25 protein-coding genes are annotated in these 23,240 nt (G+C 45.2%); 12 read left to right on the plus strand and 13 right to left on the minus strand.

Annotated features, from left to right (window positions below; genetic code table 11):
- Positions 1-186: 186 nt before the first annotated feature.
- The 4 genes from AC5YBX_RS10360 (at position 187) to AC5YBX_RS10375 (ending at position 2,123) form a co-directional block, all read left to right on the plus strand.
- Positions 187-591 carry a phosphate-starvation-inducible protein PsiE gene (locus AC5YBX_RS10360; protein WP_494518921.1) on the plus strand — a complete coding sequence of 135 codons (405 nt, stop codon included), beginning with the start codon at positions 187-189 and terminating at the stop codon, positions 589-591.
- 120 nt (positions 592-711) lie between these two features.
- On the plus strand, positions 712-1,011 hold the full coding sequence (locus AC5YBX_RS10365; RefSeq protein ID WP_494523622.1) for a PilZ domain-containing protein: 300 nt from the start codon (positions 712-714) through the stop codon (positions 1,009-1,011).
- Between the two features lie 112 nt (positions 1,012-1,123).
- Positions 1,124-1,792: an AAA family ATPase gene (locus tag AC5YBX_RS10370; RefSeq protein ID WP_494518919.1), complete on the plus strand. Its 669-nt coding sequence runs from the start codon at positions 1,124-1,126 to the stop codon at positions 1,790-1,792.
- The gene (locus AC5YBX_RS10375; RefSeq protein WP_494518918.1) at positions 1,779-2,123 is read left to right on the plus strand and encodes a replication protein RepA; all 345 of its coding nucleotides are present in this window, start codon (positions 1,779-1,781) and stop codon (positions 2,121-2,123) included. Before AC5YBX_RS10370 ends, AC5YBX_RS10375 begins: the two co-directional genes overlap by 14 nt.
- A 63-nt stretch (positions 2,124-2,186) precedes the next feature.
- Here AC5YBX_RS10375 and AC5YBX_RS10380 read toward each other — a convergent pair whose 3' ends face one another.
- The gene (locus AC5YBX_RS10380; protein ID WP_494523623.1) at positions 2,187-2,429 is read right to left on the minus strand and encodes a YecH family metal-binding protein; all 243 of its coding nucleotides are present in this window, start codon (positions 2,427-2,429) and stop codon (positions 2,187-2,189) included.
- A gap of 181 nt (positions 2,430-2,610) precedes the next feature.
- Here AC5YBX_RS10380 and AC5YBX_RS10385 point away from each other — a divergent pair, with 181 nt between their 5' ends.
- The 3 genes from AC5YBX_RS10385 to AC5YBX_RS10395 all read left to right on the plus strand — a co-directional run bounded on the left by AC5YBX_RS10385 (position 2,611) and on the right by AC5YBX_RS10395 (position 6,647).
- Positions 2,611-4,305 carry a LytS/YhcK type 5TM receptor domain-containing protein gene (locus AC5YBX_RS10385; protein ID WP_494523624.1) on the plus strand — a complete coding sequence of 565 codons (1,695 nt, stop codon included), beginning with the start codon at positions 2,611-2,613 and terminating at the stop codon, positions 4,303-4,305.
- Positions 4,302-5,012 (plus strand): two-component system response regulator BtsR, encoded by a 711-nt coding sequence (gene btsR, locus AC5YBX_RS10390; RefSeq protein WP_494518915.1) that lies wholly within the window; start codon positions 4,302-4,304, stop codon positions 5,010-5,012. Before AC5YBX_RS10385 ends, btsR begins: the two co-directional genes overlap by 4 nt.
- Positions 5,013-5,198: 186 nt before the next feature.
- On the plus strand, positions 5,199-6,647 hold the full coding sequence (locus AC5YBX_RS10395) for a carbon starvation CstA family protein (protein WP_494518914.1): 1,449 nt from the start codon (positions 5,199-5,201) through the stop codon (positions 6,645-6,647).
- Between the two features lie 80 nt (positions 6,648-6,727).
- Here the strand turns inward: AC5YBX_RS10395 and AC5YBX_RS10400 are convergent, their stop codons facing one another.
- From AC5YBX_RS10400 to AC5YBX_RS10440, 9 genes are all read right to left on the minus strand, one after another.
- Entirely contained in the window at positions 6,728-7,282 is a 555-nt protein-coding gene (locus tag AC5YBX_RS10400) for a YaeQ family protein (protein ID WP_494518913.1), read from the minus strand.
- Positions 7,283-7,371: 89 nt separating this feature from the next.
- Positions 7,372-8,283, minus strand: a complete 912-nt coding sequence (locus tag AC5YBX_RS10405; RefSeq protein WP_494518912.1) for a precorrin-2 dehydrogenase/sirohydrochlorin ferrochelatase family protein — start codon at positions 8,281-8,283, stop codon at positions 7,372-7,374.
- Positions 8,284-8,535: 252 nt separating this feature from the next.
- The gene (locus AC5YBX_RS10410; RefSeq protein WP_494518911.1) at positions 8,536-8,853 is read right to left on the minus strand and encodes a putative signal transducing protein; all 318 of its coding nucleotides are present in this window, start codon (positions 8,851-8,853) and stop codon (positions 8,536-8,538) included.
- A gap of 234 nt (positions 8,854-9,087) precedes the next feature.
- On the minus strand, positions 9,088-10,035 hold the full coding sequence (gene secF, locus AC5YBX_RS10415; RefSeq protein ID WP_494523625.1) for a protein translocase subunit SecF: 948 nt from the start codon (positions 10,033-10,035) through the stop codon (positions 9,088-9,090).
- Between the two features lie 13 nt (positions 10,036-10,048).
- Positions 10,049-11,899 (minus strand): protein translocase subunit SecD, encoded by a 1,851-nt coding sequence (gene secD, locus AC5YBX_RS10420; protein WP_475514189.1) that lies wholly within the window; start codon positions 11,897-11,899, stop codon positions 10,049-10,051.
- 38 nt (positions 11,900-11,937) lie between these two features.
- Positions 11,938-12,270: a preprotein translocase subunit YajC gene (gene yajC / locus AC5YBX_RS10425; protein WP_028773077.1), complete on the minus strand. Its 333-nt coding sequence runs from the start codon at positions 12,268-12,270 to the stop codon at positions 11,938-11,940.
- Between the two features lie 28 nt (positions 12,271-12,298).
- Complete coding sequence (gene tgt, locus AC5YBX_RS10430) at positions 12,299-13,423, minus strand: tRNA guanosine(34) transglycosylase Tgt (RefSeq protein WP_494518909.1); 1,125 nt, start codon at positions 13,421-13,423, stop codon at positions 12,299-12,301.
- Positions 13,424-13,591: 168 nt separating this feature from the next.
- Positions 13,592-14,632 (minus strand): tRNA preQ1(34) S-adenosylmethionine ribosyltransferase-isomerase QueA, encoded by a 1,041-nt coding sequence (gene queA / locus AC5YBX_RS10435; protein WP_494523626.1) that lies wholly within the window; start codon positions 14,630-14,632, stop codon positions 13,592-13,594.
- A gap of 71 nt (positions 14,633-14,703) precedes the next feature.
- Positions 14,704-14,868 carry a hypothetical protein gene (locus AC5YBX_RS10440; protein WP_494523627.1) on the minus strand — a complete coding sequence of 55 codons (165 nt, stop codon included), beginning with the start codon at positions 14,866-14,868 and terminating at the stop codon, positions 14,704-14,706.
- A gap of 174 nt (positions 14,869-15,042) precedes the next feature.
- Here AC5YBX_RS10440 and AC5YBX_RS10445 point away from each other — a divergent pair, with 174 nt between their 5' ends.
- Positions 15,043-15,636, plus strand: coding sequence for an acyl carrier protein phosphodiesterase (locus AC5YBX_RS10445; protein WP_494518907.1), 594 nt, complete (start codon positions 15,043-15,045; stop codon positions 15,634-15,636).
- Between the two features lie 270 nt (positions 15,637-15,906).
- Here the strand turns inward: AC5YBX_RS10445 and AC5YBX_RS10450 are convergent, their stop codons facing one another.
- Genes AC5YBX_RS10450 through AC5YBX_RS10460 form a run of 3 tightly spaced genes read right to left on the minus strand, consistent with a single transcriptional unit; the run spans position 15,907 to position 18,967 of the window.
- Positions 15,907-17,430, minus strand: coding sequence for a PhnE/PtxC family ABC transporter permease (locus tag AC5YBX_RS10450; protein WP_494523628.1), 1,524 nt, complete (start codon positions 17,428-17,430; stop codon positions 15,907-15,909).
- Positions 17,423-18,109 carry an ATP-binding cassette domain-containing protein gene (locus AC5YBX_RS10455; RefSeq protein WP_494518905.1) on the minus strand — a complete coding sequence of 229 codons (687 nt, stop codon included), beginning with the start codon at positions 18,107-18,109 and terminating at the stop codon, positions 17,423-17,425. The genes AC5YBX_RS10450 and AC5YBX_RS10455 overlap by 8 nt, the downstream gene beginning before the upstream one ends.
- A gap of 3 nt (positions 18,110-18,112) precedes the next feature.
- On the minus strand, positions 18,113-18,967 hold the full coding sequence (locus AC5YBX_RS10460) for a putative selenate ABC transporter substrate-binding protein (protein WP_494518904.1): 855 nt from the start codon (positions 18,965-18,967) through the stop codon (positions 18,113-18,115).
- A gap of 242 nt (positions 18,968-19,209) precedes the next feature.
- Here AC5YBX_RS10460 and AC5YBX_RS10465 point away from each other — a divergent pair, with 242 nt between their 5' ends.
- The 4 genes from AC5YBX_RS10465 to AC5YBX_RS10480 all read left to right on the plus strand — a co-directional run bounded on the left by AC5YBX_RS10465 (position 19,210) and on the right by AC5YBX_RS10480 (position 23,221).
- Complete coding sequence (locus AC5YBX_RS10465) at positions 19,210-19,884, plus strand: response regulator (RefSeq protein WP_494518903.1); 675 nt, start codon at positions 19,210-19,212, stop codon at positions 19,882-19,884.
- Positions 19,875-21,224 (plus strand): ATP-binding protein, encoded by a 1,350-nt coding sequence (locus tag AC5YBX_RS10470; protein WP_494518902.1) that lies wholly within the window; start codon positions 19,875-19,877, stop codon positions 21,222-21,224. Before AC5YBX_RS10465 ends, AC5YBX_RS10470 begins: the two co-directional genes overlap by 10 nt.
- Before the next feature lie 274 nt (positions 21,225-21,498).
- A complete protein-coding gene (locus tag AC5YBX_RS10475; RefSeq protein WP_494518901.1) occupies positions 21,499-22,764 on the plus strand; it encodes a cyclic di-GMP phosphodiesterase in 1,266 nt (421 codons plus the stop codon).
- 127 nt (positions 22,765-22,891) lie between these two features.
- Positions 22,892-23,221: a DUF3135 domain-containing protein gene (locus tag AC5YBX_RS10480; RefSeq protein WP_494518900.1), complete on the plus strand. Its 330-nt coding sequence runs from the start codon at positions 22,892-22,894 to the stop codon at positions 23,219-23,221.
- Positions 23,222-23,240: the final 19 nt, after the last annotated feature.

Raw genomic sequence — 23,240 nt, forward strand, 5'->3', positions numbered from 1 at the left:
AAGCAAGTAAAAGCTATATACCGCCATTTAACACACTGTTTTATCGCTTAATACATTGGCTAAATTCTAAAATACAACACAGCATGACTATACCAATAGATCAATTTGTGAATAAAATCACAAACATCTGCTAGCGCAATACACAATTGTTGATACCATCTATAAAAACACTAATGAGAGTTGTTTATGGGAAAGCTTTATGTTCGCTATGGTTCAAAAAGTATCAAGGCGGTTGAATACTTCGTCTTAATCATAATCGCTATTGCCACTATGGTCGCGATAGGTCAAGAAGTGGTGCATATCATAATTATGCGCAAAGTCGCACTAGAAGATCTGCTACTGCTGTTTATCTATCTCGAAGTACTCGCCATGGTGGCTAATTATGCTGAGTCGGGAAAACTACCGGTACGAATGCCACTGTATATTGCCATTGTGGCATTAGCTCGCTACTTGATCTTGGATATGAAAAGCATGGATGACTGGCGTATTATTGCGATTGCTGTTTCGACTTTCGTTCTGGCTGGCACGGTAATAGTGATCCGTTGGGGACAACTCAAATTGCCTTATCCACGTAATAGTGATGACCTTTAATATTCTTGCTTATCAAACTATAACGGCGCTTTCTAGCGCCGTTTGTTTAACTATGTGCTGACATCAAAACTATGCTAGCTTTAAGCCATTAGGACTATTCAAACACAACAAGGAAAATCAATGAACCTGCAGCAAGAGCTTGATGAACGTCGTAAGTCACTTCGAGTTGATATGGAGTCTGAGCGAATTAAGATTACCTGGACAGACACCAATGGCGAGATTAGGTGCGACGATGCTTTATGTGTGGATCTTTCCCGTCGAGGTGTACTCATCGAGTATCATCAATCTTTTACCTTAGGTGAATTACTCGATATCACGTTTAATGCCAATACCGATAAACAAAACCAAATTAAGGCACAAGTGTGCCGCTGCCAGCAACAAGATGGCGAGAAATTTCGTATTGCACTACAAATTATTTAGGTATCTCAATAGCTAATTATATATTTTCAAAAAAACAGATAACGCTAATTTATACTAACACACTGACTTAATGGTTAAGTCACGCAATGCTCTATTTGAGGGAGACACAGACATGATTTTGCTTGTAGGCGGTGAGAAAGGAGGCGCGGGTAAAAGCTGTATGGCGCAAAACATTGCTGTTCATATCACTCAAAAACATAACGCGAATGTGTTAATGGTCGATTGTGACCCACAGCGCACCACTTCAGATTGGATCCAAGCTCGTAATGAAGACCCTAGTCTTCCACCCATTAACTGTATTCAATTATACGGTAAGATCCGTAATGACTTACTCGGACTAGACCAACGCTTCGATTATGTCATTGTCGATTGTGGCGGCCAAGACAACCTCGCCATGCGCGCCGCCATGTCGGTAGCCAACTATGTGTTATTGCCACTGCGACCGAAACGCCGCGACCTCAAAACCCTACCCCACATGGAAGATATGCTCAGTACCTGTAAAATGGTTAACCCCAAAATGGTCGCTGCGGTAGTCATAACTCAATGCCCTTCACTGCCTAATCAGTATAAGCGCATCTTAGAAGCCAAAGAGGTGGTCGAATCCTTCGGACTAAGGGCATTAAACGCTGTCACTTTCAGCCGCAATATCTACGACGATAGCGAAGAGCAAGGCTCATCGGTACTCGAAATAGAGCCCGGCGGTAAAGCCGCCATCGAAATACGTGCTATTAGCGATGAACTACTCGCCATACCACCTGAAAATTCTTATGAGCTTAACTGATCTGAAGCGGCGTAAGCCTAAGCCGCGAAAATCACTCTCGATTGAAGAGTTTATCGAAGATGCCAACAATTATGCATTTGGCCAACCCAGCCTATCCCAGCGTACCAAGAAGAAACATAAAGCCAAGCAGACGGTTAGCCTTAAGAAGCAATCGAGTAAAATTTTTCGCCACGCCACTTTCACGCTCACTGAAAGTTGTATTGCACAGCTTAATCAATTGGCCAGAGACAATAAAATAGCCAAGTCTCGACTTATCCGGATGATGATTAAAGATTTTGCCGACAAGTCACCACAAGCCATAGAGCTGCTTATTGATGAAAACCAAGATTAACTAGCGAAGCGTTAGTGATGTGATAGGGCCGCGTATACTGTCGCGGCCCAAACACTTTAAAGGCTAATGATGACAAATTTTATCGACTGCGGTCTCAATTCCCATTGCTGACTCAATAAACTTACCTTTACGTTCTAAAAAAGCAATCAATTGCTCAGCCGACATCTCTGTCGCCGAGCACGTATGATATTTTGCCTGTTCACCAAACTGAGTCGCCATTAATTTCATAAGTTCTGTTTTCGATATAGCGCCGCCTAAAGACAGCATAAGTTGCATCACTTGATGACCATGAATCGAGTCTGACATCGTAACCTCAATAAAGATTTAATTAATACGCATGTTATAACTTATTATTGATATTAAAACCATGCGCTATAGCGCAAAGTGAACAGTTGTGGTCCCTTAAGGGCTAGTGCTATGCTCAAGAGTCCCATTACACCACTCTGCCGATGGCTTGGCTCATGCCGTTATAGGAACATCTGTTTTTATGCCGCTCATTTTATTGTTAACCCAACAGATGTGTTTATATCTAGTGATCGTTTACTTACTGAGTAAAACACCGCTATTTAAGCTGTTTGCCGAAACCGCGACCCGCTTACCCCATAAAATCTACATCTACTTTATCTTTTCAGGCTTTTGTATTTTGGCCACCTACTTTGGTGAGCAGACAAACGATGCCATTGCCAACACCCGTGCCATGGGCGCGGTATTAGGCGGCTTACTCGGCGGCCCGGTTACTGGTTTTTTGATTGGTTTAACGGGGGGGTTGCATCGTTACAGCTTGGGCGGCTTTACCGATCTGGCCTGTGCCATCTCAACCACATTAGAAGGCTTTTCAGCCGGGCTCGTCGGTTTATATCTACGTAAATTAGACAGGAGTGAATTGGTTTATACTCCCCTGCTCGTTTGCTTAGTGACCTTTTCAGCCGAAATGATGCAGATGGGGATTATTCTCGCCGTAGCACAGCCCTTTGATGATGCGGTTGAACTGGTCAAACAGATTGCACTTCCCATGCTGCTGGTTAATTCAATCGGCGCCGCGCTGTTTATGAGTATGGTGCGCGACCAAAAAACCATGTTCGATAAGCTATCATCGGCATTTTCGACTAAAGCGCTCAGAATTGCCGAGCGCAGCGTTGGGGGGTTATCCAGAGGCTTCGATCAAGAGAGTAGCACTAAAGTTGCGCAGATCATTATTGAAGAAACCCATGTTGGCGCCGTAGCCATTACCGACCGAGAAAAACTGCTGGCCTTTATCGGCATCGGCGATGATCATCACATTCCTGGCACCCCCATTTCATCGAAAATCACCCAAGATGCAATCGAGCAAAATTGTGTCATGTTTGCCGATGGAGTGGAAACGCGTTATGCCTGTTCAATCTCTAATCAATGCCGCTTAGGTTCAAGCCTAGTGATCCCGCTGCGATGTGAGTCAGAAGTGATCGGCACGATTAAGTTATATGAACCCAAAAACAAACTATTTTTAAATATTAACAAGACATTGGGCGAAGGTATTGCACGATTAATGTCTAATCAAATCCTATATGGCCGCTACGAACAACAGCAGAATTTATTGACACAATCAGAACTAAAACTACTGCAAGCTCAGGTCAATCCTCACTTTTTGTTTAACGCCTTAAACACCATCGCTGCCATTATTGGCCGTGATCCAGTAATGGCGCGCCAACTGATCCAACACTTAGCCCAATTTTTACGCATCAACTTAAAACGCACCACAGACCTGGTCACCCTAACGGATGAACTCGAACATATCGACGCCTACCTTATGATAGAAAAAGCGCGCTTTTTCGATAAATTAAGTGTCGAGATCGATATTCCAGCCTCGTTGCATCATCATAAATTGCCCGCATTTACCCTACAGCCCATTATCGAAAATGCCGTTAAACATGGTACATCTCACCTTATTGAGCCTGGTGAGATAAGGGTAAGTGGACGAGCCGACAACGACCAATTAATTTTGCAAGTCACCGATAACGCAGGATTATATGACACAACGCAGCAGACAGATAACTCAGGCCTGGGCATGTCGATTGTGCATAAACGCATTCAAAATCTGTTTGGCAATAGCTTTGGCGTCACGATAACATCGAGCCGCGATGAATATACGCAAATAACCATTACCTTACCGTTAACCACCAGCCCAATAGGACAGTCAAAGTGATCCGCTGTTTAATTATTGACGATGAGCCCTTTGCCCGCGATGCATTACAAGAGTTACTCAACGTCTATGACGATATTGAGGTGATCGGCCAATGTGCTAATGCCATTGAGGCGATACAATCGATTAGCAAATTAAAGCCTGATTTGATTTTTTTAGACATTCAGATACCCAAAATTACTGGCCTTGAAATGGTTGCCATGCTGGATCCTGATACTATGCCCCGAGTAGTATTTGTCACCGCCTATGATGAATATGCAATTCAAGCTTTTGACAATCATGCTTTTGACTATCTGCTTAAGCCCATTGATGCAGCTCGCTTGCAGACCAGCATTCATCGTCTACGTAAAGATTTGCCCCAACCCTCACTGAGCGCCATTTTACCCACAACACTGGAACATGTGCCCTGTTATTGCGGCAATCGCCTCAAAGTGATTAACATCAGAGATGTCGAATACGCGTTCAGCGATTTAAGCGGCATCCATGTTACCACCGCCAATGAGCAGGTGCATACGCATCTCACCCTTAAAGTACTCGAAGAGAAGACAGCGCTAATACGTTGTCACAAGCAGTATCTTGTTGCGCCCCACGCTATCAGTGAAATTGTGATGCAGGAAAATGGCGCTGATGTTATTACCCATTCAGGCAAAACGATACCTGTATCACGGCGATTTTTAAAACCACTAAAACAGCTATTTGGCTTTCATTGATTAGCTCCTAGGCTCCCATTTACACGAATGACTCGACGCGCAGGGGCTTGTGCTCGCCCAGTAGCCAAACCGTTAACCGCCTTAAATAACCGCTTAATCGCTTGATACGACCACTCACCTAAATGTCGATTTTATTCTCTCTCACAGGCGATACACTCTGCGTGTTTTTCACTGGGGGTATAGATTATGATGTGGTTTCTAATGTGTGTCGGCCTGCTAATTGGCGGATACTTCATCTACGGTAAATTTGTTGAAAAAGTCTTCGGCATAAATGAGGCGCGTCAAACGCCCGCCTTTACCCAAACCGACGGGGTAGATTTTGTCCCCATGTCTAAAGGTAAGGTCTACCTTATCCAACTGCTTAATATTGCCGGTGTTGGGCCTATCTTTGGCCCTATCTTAGGTGCACTTTATGGCCCTGCCGCCATGTTATGGATTGTGCTCGGCTGTATTTTTGCTGGTGCAGTCCACGATTATTTTTCAGGCATGCTCTCGGTAAGAAATAATGGCCAGTCGGTACCTAATCTTGCCGGTAAATACCTGGGCAAAAGTGCCAAACATTTTATGAATATTTTTGCCATCATCCTACTCTTGCTGGTCGGTGTGGTGTTTATTTCTGCGCCTGCTGGTTTGCTCGGCAAGTTAACCGGCTGGGATATTAGCATCTTCGTAGGGATTATTTTTACTTACTATTTAATCGCAACCATTGTCCCAGTAGATAAAATTATCGGTCGCCTATATCCTTTCTTCGGCGCCTTATTGCTGTTCATGTCTGTAGGGTTAACCATAGCGCTAGTCGTGTCGAGCGAACACTCTCTGTTACCTGGCTTTGAAGCAAGCGATTTTTTAACCAACCTTAATCCCAATGACATGCCACTGTGGCCTGCCCTGTTTATCACTATTGCCTGCGGTGCGATATCAGGTTTCCACGCGACTCAGTCACCGCTAATGGCTCGTTGTGTAGAAAATGAATCTAACGGCCGCTTTGTGTTCTTCGGCGCCATGATAGGCGAAGGGATCATTGCACTTATCTGGTGTGCTATCGCCTTATCTTTCTTCGGCGGTGTTGAAGGGCTCAATGCCGGTATGGCAGGTAACCCCGCTAACGTAGTATATGAAGCATCAACTGGCTTGTTGGGCGCTGTGGGTGGCTTTATGGCTATCTTAGGTGTCATTATTTTGCCTATCACATCTGGCGATACGGCGTTTCGTTCGGCCCGCTTGATTTTAGCCGAGTTCTTTAAGCTACCACAAACTGCGCTACCTAAACGTCTATTGTTGGCTATCCCACTGTTCATCATGGGCGCGATTTTAACTCAAGTCGATTTTGGGGTGATTTGGCGCTACTTTGGTGTGGCTAACCAAACAACCGCAGTGATGATGTTATGGACGGCATCTGCATACTTACTGCGTCACAATAAGTTCCATTGGATCTGTACCGTCCCAGCGATGTTTATGACCACAGTGGTGATAAGCTTCCTGCTCAACTCGGCAACCTTAGGCGCAGGCCTACCGATGATGCTATCTACGATTGCTGGTGTAGTGTCAACGCTCGTCATCACCGCGCTCATCATGGTTAACACCAAAGGTAAAGGCGAGGATGAGGATGAAACATCTTTGGTAGAAAAAGCTTAACCACGCATAAGTCGCCTTGCACACCTGTAAAAAAGCCAGTCTGGAGACTGGCTTTTTTAACACTCAAATATAAGCAAGCACTACTCTTTTAGCACCTGGTCTTTTAGCACCTCGGGAATAATCTGCACACTACCGCGATCATTAGACATCCAAATTTCGCCTTCGCTAATATTAAATTGCACTATCATGCTGCGACTCACCAGCTCACCCATGGCTTTTACCGCATCTTCGGGAATATTCCACACTTTTAAATTCTGATAACGTGCAAACGCTTGTTGATTTTGTTGCCACCATATCGGTACGCTGCGTCCGCCGTAAGCAAACAACTGCACCTGTTTTGAACGGCCACAGGCTTTTCGAACCCATTTCTCATCACTTTGACCAAACTCAACCCAGAGCTCTATTTCGTCGCTCAATGATTTTTGCCACAACTCCGGCTCATCTTCAACACATAAACCTTTGCTAAACTGCAAGCTATCGCTGGCATTAAGGGCAAAGGCCAGCAGGCGCAACATCATACGAGCATCGGTTTCTGACGGGTGCTGCGCGAGGGTAAGGTTATGATCGTGGTAATATCCACGATCCATATCAGCTATCTGTAGATTGGCTTTATAAACCGTTGCTTTAGGGGCCATATTAATCAAAATTATGAATGATACGGCTAGTTTACCTTAATTACGCCAAGCAACACACAGCCGATACTGCGCAAATGGCTGCAATCGCGCTATAGCGACCCACCGCGCAGCCACTTCGCCATGGGAAAATGAGCAACCAGCCTTGAAATCGTCGCCACCTCCGCAAACAGCAACACTCGCTCACCTTTAGCATACTGGGCATTGATAACGCTCAGAGAAGGCATACTCGCTCGCGACGCATCACGGCGGACTAATTCAACTAAATCGCTAGGCAGCGCAATATCGCTACAAAGTGTGTCTATTCGCTGTAATAAAGGCATGGCGGCTATCGGTAGCAGCTCAACTTTGGTTTGATCGTCAATCAATAAAATCTCCCCCTCATTCGATAGCTGCCTAAACGCATTGTCATAGCGCCTAAGCGTATCAGCATCAAACTTATCGCCGTTGCTGATAAAAAACTGCTCCCAAAATAGCTTACGCTGACTAAAGTCAGGTAAACGTTGCTGCACCTCAACTCGCCTCTCGGCAATAAAATCAAACAGTTCACTGAGGGAGTTAGGCAACCAAGTTTCTAAACGTGAACGTAGCTCGCGGGCAAACACCGGCGCAGCACCCGCTGTGCTTATGGCCACCAGCAGGCGACCTCTATCGACAATTGATGGGGTAATAAAACGGCATAAGCCGGGAGAATCAACCACATTGACCCATATTCCCTTCACGGTCGCGTGCAGTGCCATATCACGGTTAAACGCATCATTGGCAGTTGCCAAATATAACAGATCGACATTGGCAATATCATCTGTGTTGGCCGCTCGCTGATGTAGTCTTATCCGACCTTGTCTGGCATAAGATCGCACCTCATCACAAATATCAGGTGCAATCACCTCAATTTCGGCTAAGGTTCGACTGAGTAGATCCAATTTGCGACTGGCCACTTCGCCAGCGCCAATAATTAAAACTCGCAGGGATTGAGTATCAACAAATAAAGGGAAATACTGCATAAGGAAGCGCTCTCTTTAGCTAAAGCGGAGGGAATAATTGTAAGTAAATAATAGCATTAGCGCTCAAGTAAGGCGACTGGCACAATAGAGCATCCAGCATTTAGCTGATGTGACAAACGCAGAACATACGCCCTATTGCAATGGCAACTACGTAAGTTCTACTCGGCAAGCAAAGAGCCAATATGACTTAGGTGAATCAAGATAAGTGATAACACTTAAAATCGCTTATTCACAAGTCAGCAAGATAGTTTATTAACTCAAACGTTCACTTCGTTCGGCACTGCAATGCCAACACAATTCAAAACTGCCTTCATTCATCTCATGACACTTAAGGCACTGCCATTGTGGACTCTCAGTGTTGAGAGTTTCAAGCTGTGCTCTGGCCGCCTCATATTGTGACTCGGTAACCCAAAGCTCAACATCTTGCAGATCGGTTGGCAGTTCGCCAATGCCACCTAGCAGCGCTTCACCACGCAGCTCAACCTCTATACCACAAGCTTCGAGCATCCCTTTCCAACTATGGGCTTGTAACAAGTTGCCACCGGCGACTAACCTAGTACGTTCTTCCATGTGTTTTCTCCTACTGCAACAATTCAGACAGCGAATGGTTAGGCGAATCAATTAACCGCCAACATCCTAACGTCAATCAGGGCTGGTTGTCGAGAAAAACGCGATCAAAAAACCAACATCTTGATGCAAAAAAAGCCACAGAATGTGGCTTTTTACATCAACAACATGATTGATGACATTAAACTGTTAAAAACAGAACGATAAATTACGTTTATCGTTGATGCTTCTGTTTGTTTAAGGCATTAATGCATCTTGATCGGCACCCTCTTTTTCAATCTCAACAGGCATCATGTGTTCGCGGTTGATCCCCAATTTCACAGCAAGGAAACTCGCCACGTAAATTGATGAAAAAGTACCCACGAAAATCCCCATCAGCAAGGCTGTCGCGAAGCCATGGATCATGGTGCCCCCCTTAAGGAATAGTGCCACAACAACCACCAAGGTGGTACCAGTAGTAATAATGGTACGACTCATAGTTTGAGTGATTGAGGTATTGACAATCTCTTCAGGGGTACCTTTACGCATCTTGAGGAAATTCTCACGAATACGGTCAAACACAACAATGGTATCGTTAAGTGAGTAGCCGACAACTGTGAGTAAACCCGCCAGCACCGTTAAGTCGAATTCCAGTTGCAATAACGAAAATACCCCTAAGGTAACAATCACATCGTGAGCCAGCGCGGCCACCGAGCCCATGGCTAAACGCCATTCGAAACGAAATGACACATAAATAAGGATACAGATCAGCGCCACTAATACCGCTAACCCACCTTGCTCAGCAAGTTCCTTACCCACTTGCGGACCGACAAACTCGACGCGCTTTTGGACCACACTAGGATCGATAGCACTGGCGGCTTCCATCACGTGCTCCACTTGCGTATCACTCTTGATATCCGCTTTCACAGGTAAACGTACCAACACATCGCGGCTCGAACCAAAGTTCTGCACCACGGCACCATCGGTCGCATCTGACGTCAACACACTGCGTAACTGGTTAAGATCAATCGGTTGAGAAAACTCCATCTCAACCACTGTACCACCAGTAAAATCTAACCCCCAGTTAATGCCTTTAAACGTTAACGAGGCCAATGAACCTACCACTAAGATCATTGACAAGATACTGATCGGCAACGCATGGCGTAAGAAGTTGATCGTGCCTTTTATTGATAAAATCTGGAACATAGTCAACTTCCCCTTAAATAGACAGTTTCTTCACGCGCTTACCACCCCATATCGCATTCACAATAGAGCGAGTGCCGACAATGGCGGTAAACATCGACGTGGCAATACCTATCATCAGTGTCACCGCAAAGCCTTTAACGGCACCGGTACCCACGGCAAATAGAATTAACGCTGTCATAAAGGTGGTTATGTTCGCATCGGCAATGGTTGAAAACGCATTACCATAACCTTCGTGTATCGCTTGTTGCACACTGCGGCCCGCGCGAAGTTCTTCACGAATACGCTCATAAATAAGCACGTTACCGTCAACAGCCATACCCACGGTTAACACCATACCAGCAATACCAGGCAGGGTTAACACCGCGCCAGGGATCATCGACATCACGCCCACCACCATCACTAGGTTAGCCGTTAACGCGAGGTTGGCAATCAAACCAAAACCACGGTAGTAGACCAACATAAAGATAAGTACGACAGCCATACCCCATACCATTGCCTGAACACCGTTTTCGATGTTTTCGGCACCAAGGCTTGGACCAATGGTACGTTCTTCAACAATCGATACAGGAGCAATCAAGGCTCCAGCACGCAGTAGCAAGGCTAAGTTTTGCGCTTCAGAGTGGTCTAGGCCGGTAATGACGAAGTTACGTCCCAAACGCGCTTGAATGGTCGCCACTGAGATCACTTCCTCAATCTTGTCCATCTTAACGCTGCCATCAGGGTTCTTCGCGCCGTTATCTTTATACTCTATGAACAAGGTCGCCATCGGTTTACCGATGTTGTCTTTGGTCACATTTGAGAAGATAGCGCCACCTTTGGCATCGAGGTTAATCGACACTTGTGGACGGCTGTATTCATCAAAACTCGGTTGAGCACCTTGAATATGATCACCGGTTAGCATGACCGCTTTTTGCAGCACCACTTGACCACCTTGGCGACGGTTATAGACTTGTGATCCCGCAGAGATACGCCCACTTGCGATGGCAGCCGCATCGGCTTTTTCGTCAACCATATGGAACTCAATTGACGCCGTTGCACCTAAAATATCTTTGGCGCGCGCGGTATCTTGCACCCCAGGTAATTCGACGATGATGCGTTCAGCCCCTTGGCGCTGAACCACAGGTTCTGCCACACCCAACTCGTTAACACGATTACGCAATGTAGTGATGTTTTGCTGCAGTGCTTCTTCCTTAATTTGCTTAAGGTAAGTTTCACTCATGTTTGCTAGTAACAAATAGTTGTCATTCGATGAGATATCGCTGAACACCATGTCATTACTGCGCGTCTTGAGAAAACGTTCAGCTTTAGCAAGGCTATCGGCATCACGGAATTTAATCTCAATACCTTTAGCGCTATTACGGATACCGGCATAACGAATTTTTTCGCTGCGAAGATCGGTTCTAAAATCAGCGATTTTAGCCTCGGTCATCTTACGAATAGCTTCGCTCATGTCCACTTCCATTAAGAAGTGCACACCACCACGCAAATCTAGGCCTAGTTTCATTGGGCTACCGCCCAGTGACTCTAACCACTTTGGCGTTGCCGGGGCTAAGTTGAGCGCGACAACATACTTATCACCGAGTGAGTCCGCAATGGCCTCTTTAGCGAGTAATTGTTGATCCGCATTCGCCACACGCACTAACAGTTGACCATTTTCAAGTTCAGAGCGCTTAACTTCAATGCCTTTTGTCGACAATAACTCATTGACCTGTATCTGAGTCGATACGCTAACTTCGGCACCACGTGTCGCGACCACTTGCACTGCATGGTCTTCACCAAATAAATTTGGTATTGCGTAGAAAGCACCTATGGCGATGATGAACATCACCATTAGGTTTTTCCACATTGGGTATTTATTTAACACACCATCGCCCTCTTGGCTTAAAGTGACTTATTTACAACTTAAAGTGACTTAATCGACCCTTTAGGCAAAACAGCCGCAATGTAATCCTTTTTAATTGTGATTTCGCTGGTTTCATTGATGGTGAGTAACACGTAATCATTTTCATCACTGATTTTAGCGATCTTGCCTAAAATCCCGCCGCTGGTTAACACTTCGTCACCTTTGCTCAATGAGCTCATTAGGTTCTTATGTTCTTTAACGCGCTTGGATTGCGGGCGGAAAATCATAAAGTAAAAAATCAAGCCGAAAATGACCAACATGAAAATCAATTCCATGGTGCCACCACCTGCTGGTGCGCCTGCTGCGTTTGCATATGCATTTGAAATGAACATAATTCTCTCTTCTTATTAGCTGTAAGTATTAATCGGATAACTTAGGAACTTCACGACCTTGACTGGTATAGAACTCCTCAACAAAGGCGTCTAATGTACCTGTCTCAATTGCGCCACGCAAACCTTCCATCAACATTTGGTAATAACGTAAGTTATGGATGGTATTTAAACGTGCTCCTAAGATTTCATTGCAACGATCTAAATGGTACAGATATGCCCGTGAGTAATTCTTACAGGTATAACAATCACATTTAGCATCAAGTGGTGAAGTGTCATCACGATGCCGCGCATTGCGGATCTTGATAACGCCTTCACTGGTAAACAGATGACCGTTACGAGCATTACGTGTTGGCATAACACAATCAAACATATCTACGCCGCGACGTACGCCCTCAACTAAATCTTCTGGCTTACCGACCCCCATCAAATAGCGTGGCTTATCAGTTGGAATTTTAGGACACACATGCTCCAAAATACGGTGCATATCTTCCTTGGGCTCACCAACCGCTAAACCACCGATGGCATAACCATCAAAACCAATATTAACTAGCCCATCTAGGCTTTCATCACGTAAATCTTCGTATACACCGCCTTGGATAATACCAAAGAGGGAATTGGGGTTTTCCAGCCTATCGAACTCATCGCGCGAACGCTGAGCCCAACGCAAGGACATCTGCATTGACTTACGCGCTTCATCTTCTGTTGCAGGATATGGCGTACATTCGTCAAAAATCATCACTACATCACTGCCAAGCGAGTCTTGAATTTGCATCGACTTTTCAGGATCGAGGAAAATCTTCTCACCATTGATTGGCGAACGGAAGTGCACCCCCTCTTCGGTGATCTTACGGATATCACCCAGACTGAACACTTGGAATCCGCCAGAATCGGTCAGAATTGGGCGTTGCCAGTTCATAAAATCATGTAAGTCACCATGCTTGCGCATGATCTCTTCGCCTGGTCGTAGCCAAAGGTGAAAGGTGTTTCCCAGCAGAATATCGGCACCAGTAGCACGTACTTCCTCTGGTGTCATTCCTTTCACTGTACCGTAAGTGCCAACAGGCATAAACGCAGGCGTTTCCACCGTGCCACGTTCGAACACTAAACGACCGCGACGTGCACGACCATCGGTTGTATCTAATTCAAATTTCATAATTTACCTCGCCAGAGAAACAGTCTGACACCAATATTGTGCCTATGGTTTTAGACACTAATGAACAATAGAGATAAGGGCAAACAATTGAGTATCAACCCTTAACCTGAAAAAACATAAAAAAATACCCACCTTATATAGTGGGTAGGTATTTTAAAGCAAAATCACTTATGTGTTCGGTTTTTTAGTCACAAACATGGCATCGCCATAGCTAAAAAAGCGGTATTTTTGAGCGATCGCGTGTTGATAGGCGTTTTTTACCTCGTCGAAACCAGCAAATGCACTAATCAACATGATCAAGGTCGACTCTGGCAGATGGAAATTGGTGACGAGCGCATCGACAATTTGAAACTCATAACCTGGATAAATAAAGATATCAGTATCACTACTAAAAGGTTGCAGTTCACCTTGGCTGGCTTTGGCTGCACTTTCCAGTGAACGTACTGACGTGGTACCTACAGCTATCACACGGTTACCCGCCGCTTTGGTGGCCGTGATTTGATCAACCACTTGCTGTGAAACCTCAGCCCACTCTGAGTGCATTTTATGTTCGAGGATATTATCCACCCGCACAGGTTGGAAGGTCCCAGCACCGACATGTAAAGTCACAAAGGCGATATTGATGCCCTTATCCTTTAAAGCCGCAAGCAAGGCATCATCAAAATGCAATCCCGCGGTGGGCGCTGCTACCGCGCCTGGATTTTGATTGTAAACCGTTTGGTAGCGCTCTTTATCGGTATCTTCGTCTGGACGATCGATATAAGGCGGTAATGGCATATGCCCTACTTCTTCGAGCACCTCTAAAATGGTCTTGTCACTGTTAAGCACAAGTTCAAACAGCGTATCATGACGCTCAAGCATGGTCATTTCATAGCCGCCGTCAAGGCACACTATGCTACCGGGCTTGGGCGATTTAGAGCTGCGCACATGGGCTAAAATGCGTGTATCATCGAGCATACGCTCGACCAATATCTCTAGTTTGCCACCGGTTTGCTTTTGACCAAATAGGCGTGCGGGGATCACTCGGGTATTGTTAAATACCATGAGATCGCCAGGATTTACCATCTGTAAAATATCGGTAAATTGTTTATCGGCTAACTCGCCACTAGTGCCATCGAGCGTCAATAAACGCGAACTACTGCGATCGGGCATAGGATACCTAGCGATCAGTTCATCAGGTAGGTCAAAACAAAAATCGGCAACACGCATAGTTAGTCTCTGTTTAACATAAATCGGCCGCTAGTCTATTGGCAGACACAGAGAAGATCAAGGCAAACCCACTAGTTAATGCTGTCCTCTTCTTTGACGACAACAGGGTTGGCTTTTATGTAAAAAAAATCTTTACGATAGCAGTGTTGTTCTATTGGAATATCAACCTGTACACGCTTACGTTGTGGTTGTTCCTTTTTACTTAATAGCTTTGAAAACCAGTTCAACATCATCATCCATGATCCTTAAAACCGATACCGTTAATATGAAGGGAAACTCACTAGGTGCACATCCTTAAGTTGCCTATGATTGCATCGTACGCTCACTCTGCATAAAATAAAGGTTCCTTAGCACCAGCGGGCATGATAACGTGAAAAACCTGCTTTAACAAAGAAAATACATCATATCAAATGAACTTTTTGGCTCATCTTCATCTCGCAGACAACAGTAACACTTCTCTGGGCGCCAACTTGGCAGGTGACTTTGCTAAAGGCAATATCATTGACCATCCAAAACCATTACAACAAGGTATTTGGTTACACAGACAGATTGATTCTCTTACCGACAGTCACGAGCTGACCAAAGAGCTCCGCGCCGCGTTCCCGGCGCAATTGCAACGGGCTGCGCCGATATTAATCGATTTAGCCTTTGATCATATGCTGGCCAAATATTGGGATGAATACCATAACCAATCATTAAGCCAGTTTGCAGAGCACGCCTATACAACATTAGAAAGCACGCCCCACCTGCCCCAAACGCTGCTTGATATTATTCCCGCCATGCGCCAGCAAAATTGGCTTGTGGCCTACCAAGCTCAAGAGGGATTACATCGAGCGATAACCTCGGTTGCCAAGCGCGTATCAAAACCTGATATTTTTAACGGCGCGGTAGACACTGTCATCAAAATGGATATCGAGATCGAAATTGCATTTCGGACTTTCTATCCACAGCTGATGGCCTATAGCCGTATTTGGAGCAGACAGACACCGAGCGACTTCCTCTAACTCGCTTGGTGTTATCCTCAATAAATCTGGGCATATCCTTTAGGCGACATAACCACTTCATCCACAGGTGGCTAGCTCACAAACGACTAGCCCTGTGCCAGATTCAGCCGATTGACGGTTTCTGGAAGTAAAACATCAATGTGATATGACATCTGAACCACCACTACTATCTACAACACCGGATTTATCACAGTTAAAAGCATCATAGAAGCCTCGCGGCGTTTTAGCGTAAGCTTTAGCAAAGCTAAAGCCTTTACTGAAACCTTAACGCTAAGCCACACAAGATGGTGCCCCTAGGTTAACCCCTTGGGGTAGCCTATTGGCTAATAATCGCCGCGCGCTATGATCAACAATAACATTCATTAGCGCCGTAATGATAAGTAAATACAGTGAATTACTATAGCGAATTTCGGCAAAGGCACTATCGATATAAAACCCCAACGTCGCTACGCCTAATACACCAAAAATGGCTGTCTCTCTTAATATCACCTCAAACCGATAAAACAGCAACGACATCAAGTTAGGATAGATGCGCGGTAAGATCTCAAAAGCAAAATGATCGGCTCGCCGCTGATAGGTACCGCTGGGCTTAAGTATCTCCTCTTGCCTTACCACTAAGTAGGTAATCAAGGCCCCATTATGCAGCGCCAGTGCAGCGATGGCTGGCAACATAGAGGGACCAAGCAGCAACATAAAAATGAACGCCAATAAATACTCAGGCAACGAGCGCAGCACCAATAGCACAGCTCTCCCCAGCGCAGCACTCCAACGACTGCCGCGATAACCGCTAGCGATATAAAATCCAACCAGCGCCAATAATTGGGTTGCGCCTAATGCACATAAGGCTAACACCAATGTGGCACCAACCCCTGGTAACACCTGCTCAAAGGTTAGCTGCTGCCACCAGCGGCTAAATTGCCACCACCCTTGGCTAAGCTCAATCTGGTGATGAACGATACCGCGCAGCCCGGGGGGTAGTAGATCATAACTAATAAATTGCCAAATTAATTGGCTATCTAACACGGTTATTGTCGGCAGTGTTAACAGCGCCGCCAATAAGTACCAAGGCAACAGCAGGCTACGAGCCCACCATGAAATGGTACCGATCAACAGCACAAATAAGATCAGCAGCGCCGCCCCTTCTTGATAATTTCCCTGACTAAATGCAGTTTCAAGATAAAACCCTAGCGTCGGCATGCCAATAAAACCCAGTACTGCGCTGCTGCGCAGTGCACACTCAAATCGATAGCGGATATAAGCCAGCATTAATGGATAAACATGTCCCACTTTGCCGTAACAATAGCGGCTAATATTATCGACCTTAGCAGGCAGGCTCTCGAGCGTCGTGCTAGGTGATTGTTGTAAAATATCATGAAACACTCGGGCGAAAGTCGCGCCATAGGGCAAGGCGATGGCCAGTATTCCGGTCAGTGGTGATAAGCCAAACAGTTGTAAAAACAGTAACGCCCAAAATATCTCATGAATGCCTCGCACCATGGCGCAAACACCGGACACCCAAGGCAAATGATAGATCAACACCAAGGGCGAACCTAAGAGTAACCCCACGCTGACACCAAGCAGCGCAAAACTAACGGTTAACCATAAGGCGTTAATAATTGATTCTGTAGCGAAAAAATCTGGGGTAAGCATGGCGAGCAGCATACGAGATAGCTCATGCCAAGGATCGAGAGAGATAATGGTAATATCGGCAAAATAGCTACAGCCCAAAGCCATTGCCCAAAGTGCTAAGGTTAAACCTTGCCAAGGGCCAATAAAGCTTAACGGGTTAGGCATGTGAACGCGCCGTGGCGGCGCTGTCTAAGCTATTATCAAAAAAAACGGCCAGATCATGCTCGTTCAAGTGTTTAGCCGGCCTATCCAAGGCAATTTTTCCATCACGCAGGCCAATAATACGGTCGAAGTGATTCAGTGCCAGATAACGATCATGTAGCACCATCACGACAGCATCGTGCTGGGCTATCACCTGCTCCACCAATCGATTGGCCATCATAGGATCGAGCGCAGAAAACGCTTCATCCCCTATAAACACCGCTTGTTGCTGATACAAGGCGCGTGCTAACCCGACACGTTGACGCTGGCCTCCAGATAACGCAGATACCTTAGTCGTTAACGCCACATCAAGCGATAACGCCTGACAAAGCTTGTCCACTTCAACCTGCCGCGTCGCCATCGGCCACACTAAGTTGGCGATGTTATACACCCAGTGATGGCGCGCGAGCCCACCCATATAAACATTGTGATAGACACTGAGGGCATCCACTAGGCCTTGTGATTGAGCACACAAAGCCGATTTATCTTTAAGCTGCTGATAAATATAGTTAAGTAGCGTTGATTTTCCTGCACCAGACTCGCCGACTATCGCCAGTTTCTCGCTAGGGTGAAGCGTCAATGATAACTTATCGAGCACCCGTTTATTGCCGTAACTTATCGACAGATCTTTGATTGTTAGCATAGCCTAATCTAATAAACCAATGGCAACCGCCACTGTGGCAATGGGCTCATAATCTTCATTATCGGCTGCGACAAAAGCTTGCCGAGGAAAACTCGCTAATAAGTCAGGTTGATCCATGTTCAGCAGTGCCATTTTTACTTTGTCGCCAAAACCTGCACCATAAGTTTCATCAACCCCTGCGCGTAACGTCCACTGATAATCGGGATAACTGGGACTTTCCCAGATGACTCGCACTTTACCTGTGTCTACTTGCCCATTCGCAACCGCACTTTGCCACACCTTATAATTGACCGCGCCCACCTGATAAGCCCCCGCTTCAACCTGGACAATAGTCCGACTGTGATCGCCAGAAAAGCCTACCCGAGTAAAGATATCGGCGACCTTTTTGCCCATATTGCGCTCAATATAAAATTGCGGCATCAATCGACCCGACGTCGAACCTTTAGAACCAAAGGTAAAAGTGTAACCGTTTAAATTAGGAAAATGGTTCGATGGCATTAACTGCACTGAATGATGGGCAATAAAATAACTTTTAAACGATTGATCTTCAAAACCTTGGGCAATAGCCTTCGAGCCAGGCACTAAACGCCTAGCTTGCACACCCGACAAGCCACCGAACCAGGCTAACTGCACTTGATTATTTCGAAAGGCTGTAACGGCTGCGGCATAAGACTTAACCGGAATATAGTTAACCTCGACCCCAAGCTCTGCTTCTAGGTAGCGCGCAACCTTATCGAAACGGGTCTGTAATTGGCTTTCATCTTCATCAGGGATCGCGGTAAACGTGAAGCCCGTCGCCCATGTTGTCGGTAAATATAAACACACAAATAGTATAACAACAGCGTTAAGCCAAGGCATAGAATAGTCCTATTATTCAATATTGACGCGATTCTAACCATTAGTGGCCTAAATTCATAGGTGATAAAACGCTTAGTCTCCAAGGCAATTGATAATATTAAGTTAGTCGCTGCAAGGTAAGTCAGCAACGGTTAAGTTAAACGGTTATAAACTAATGGCTTTAACGGCTTAGCTCAATTAGCATGAGCAATAGAAGTGGTTACACTAAAATAAACTCACCCATAACATTAAGGCCCACGCGAATGAGAATTTTGATTGTTGAAGATGATCCCATCTTATCCCATCACCTCAATGTACAACTGAGTGATTTAGGCAATAAGGTTCAAGTGGCCCTCACCGCCAAAGAGGGATTTTATCAAGCAACCAATTATCCAATCGATGTGGCCATTGTCGATTTAGGCTTACCCGACCAAGATGGCATTAGCCTTATTCACACCTTAAGACAGGCCGGGCTTAAAGCCCCTATCCTTATTTTGACCGCACGGGTCAACTGGCAAGATAAAGTCGAGGGCTTAAATGCAGGCGCCGATGACTACCTGGTTAAACCGTTTCAAAAAGAGGAGTTGGTCGCACGCTTAGATGCACTCGTGCGCCGCAGTGCTGGGTTTGTTAAACCACAAATTACCAGTGGTCCACTGCAATTAGACTTAGCCGCTAAACAAGTCACTCTCGATGGAGAGCCAATGGAGGTGACCGCATTTGAATATCAAATATTAGAATACCTCATGCGCCATTGTCACGAGGTTGTCGCCAAGCAGCGCCTTTTGGATGTGATTTATGGCGATAAAGAAGGCGACCCAAATACCATTGAAGTGATGGTCAGCCGCCTACGAAAAAAACTCGCTAAGAGTGATTTAGACAACCCCATAGCCACCATCCGTGGTCAAGGCTATAAGTTTAATCTCGTATGCAGTTAAAGTTCAAATTCAAACGCCGCCTGCTGACGCGGTTATTCCTGACCTCACTCTCCATTATTGCTTTAGTGGGCTTTGGCTTAGCTTGGCTGGTTAATATTCTCTATGCTCAAAATAATTATAATGAAGAGACGGCGCAGTTGATCGCAGAGATCCCCAAAGTCGCCGCAGAATTAAAAGAAAACAACCTGATCCCAGATGACAGCCAATGGCTGACAGAAAATAACACCCCCGAGCGTTATATTATCGCTAGTTGTAATGAAGCATTCGCGCAAGTTTGGACCTCATCATTAGCTGCCGATCGTGGTTTATTCGATACCTGCGAGCGCTTTAACCATATTAGACATGATGCCCCGCCTTACTACCTGACCCTAGCTGATAATAAAAATTACTTTGTCTATTTACTGTCGGTCGAAATCGCCAAAAATAAATACAACTTATTGGTGATGAAAGATGCACAAAAATTAGAGCAAGAACTAGATAAGTTCAGCCGACGCACCTATTGGCGCCTCGCCATGGTACTGGGTTTAGCATTCGTATTATTAATCAGTGCTGCTTATTGGGGAATGCGGCCATTAGTACGCCTGCGTAACGAGTTACAACAAGTCAGCAGTGGTAAGGCCAAGGCATTATCGAACGATTATCCGGTCGAACTTGAGGGCGTGACACAAGCACTCAACCAACTGTTACAGCAATCGAGCGCCCAGCAAGAACGTTACCAAAATGCCATGAATGACTTAGCCCACAGCCTTAAAACACGTTTGGCCGCAGTACATGCTATTACCGATGATGCCAGCCTGGATAAAAACAGCGCTAGCGAAAAGATCATGCAACAAGTTAGCCAAATGGATCAGCTAGTAAAATATCAATTAAAGCGTGCCATGCTTGGACGTAAAGGGCTTAAGCGGCAACAAACTCCCGTCGCCCCTTTAGTTGATCAACTCGCGCAAATGCTGTTTAAAGTCTATCGTGATAAACAGATTAGCTTTAGCGCTAACATCCCTAAAGAGCAGGTTTTCCCTGGCGATAAAGGCGACTTAATGGAGTTATGTGGCAACTTAATGGAAAATGCCTTTAAGATGTGTATCAGCCAAGTAACGGTGAGTGCCTATTACAGCGACAACGGTGAGTTTGTGTTGATCGTTGAAGATGATGGCCCCGGCGTTATTGACAGTATCCGCCAACGTATCATCGAGCGAGGTGTGCGCGCCGATACGCAAAAACCGGGTCAAGGGATCGGCCTCGCTGTCTGTCATGAAATCGTCATCAGCTATAATGGCCATATGGCAATTGAAACATCAGCTCTTGAAGGTGCCAAGTTTATTATCACCATCCCTCTTTAATCGCTAATCAACAAATTCACTGGTGTAATTAAACATTCCCTGAGTAACAATCCAAATTGTCACTCAGGGAATGTTATCACTATCATGCTTCCTCTTGCCTAACTAAGCATCACTACCGAATTGCACGATGAAGCATTGTTATCGCATTCCTGTGATAACATTCTCTGTTTCAATATATTTTGCCTACATCTTTACTGCAACATAGCCTAATGAATTGTAAAGTCATCCGCTTCATATAAAATACCCGGTCACATTCAGGCAAACTAATCATCACATGAGCAAAAGCTGTAAAGTCAATGTTAATCAACTACAAACAGGCAATTTCGTGCGATTACCTGTCTCATGGAAAGAGCATCCCTTTCTATTTAACTCATTCAAACTCAAACAGAACACACAGATAGAATTAATTAAAAACTTAGGCATCGAATTTGTATTTGTCGACTTAGATAAAAGCAGCGTACCGCCATTGAGCAAAGTCGTCACGGAGAAAATCGACGACACTAAAACCAACAAAAAGCTTGATGTGCTAAGTGCCCAGATGAACCAAAATAAATTAAACAGAATAGAATACCTGCAACGGCTCAGGCGCGATCTACAAAAAACTGAACAACAGTTCGGTCGCTCGGTTGCCATGATGCGCAGCCTGATCACCAAATTACAACTGCGCCCACTCAACGCCATTAATGATGCACAAGAGCTAGTGAGTGATATAGCAGAGCAACTACTTAATTCAGATAACTTAGTCTTGCACCTTATGGCCGATGCCAAAGACGATGACGGCATCTATCATCATTCGCTCAATGTGGCAGTACTTTCTATGATGGTCGCAAAAGAGTTGCAATGGTCACGAGCAGATATTGAAGCGGTCGGACTCGGCGCCTTATTTCATGATATAGGCAAACTGAAAGTACCTGCACAATTAATGCGCAAGAAAACTCCGCTGACTCAACCTGAAATTAATTTTATTAAACAGCATCCTACTATGGGTGTGGCACTATTAAGGTTAGCAGATAACTTCCCTGCTAACGCAATGGACATCGTACGTGACCACCATGAATTTTTAGATGGCTCAGGCTATCCACGTGGGCTAAAACAAGAAGGCATAGGCCTACCGACGCAATTGGTCGCGGCGATCAATCTTTATGATCAGCTCTGCCATCCCGATGGTCAAATAAAGGCTCGAACCCCTTATGCAGCGTTGGCTTATATATATAAAAACTATAAACAAAAGCTTAATCAAGACGCCATTGGTAAGTTGATCAAAATGCTCGGCATCTATCCACCCGGCAGTATTGTCGAACTGTCTAGCGGACAATTTGCCATAGTGATGGCGGTTAATTTAGAAAAAATATTATTTCCAAGAATTTTGGTTTATGATGCGCAGGTCCCGAAAGATCAAGCCCCTATCGTCGATTTAGAGACCGAAGGCTTAACCATTGTTCGCTGTATTGCCCCATCAGCCTTGCCAGAAAAAATCCACAATTATCTGAGCCCTAGAGAAAGGGTAAGTTATTACTTTGGTAACTCAGCTAAATCATAAGGTAACCGACCGTCAGCGCCCTTGAGATATATCCAAACCTCAAGGAACAGCTTACCGTTATTGACTATCTGCGACTAGAATAAAGCAGATTAGTCGAGCGATAAGCACTAAAGACAGGTTGGGGAATATGGTTGAACTTCCAGACTTTGATAGTTTGCACTGGCTTGCACAACATGCGCCTGAACAGTTGGCTGCGCTGCAAAAAAATCTAAATCAAGCACTTATTGATGAAGCTGCGCCCAATACACGTGCGCAGCTAGAATCATTGCAGCATAATCTCAGCTTACAGATGTCGCGCTGTAGTAATCCATATGCAAAATGCTTTTTGACATTAAAGTTAATGAATGACAAATTCACTTCGCTGAATCAGGTCATAACGGAGCCACAAAGATTTCGAGATAATAAAGCCCAAGTAGTTCAACTTAAGGTAATTAAAGAGAGTAAAATCAACTCTTAACTACAGGGTTAACCATTAA

This window comes from Shewanella sp. 492 (assembly GCF_059338445.1).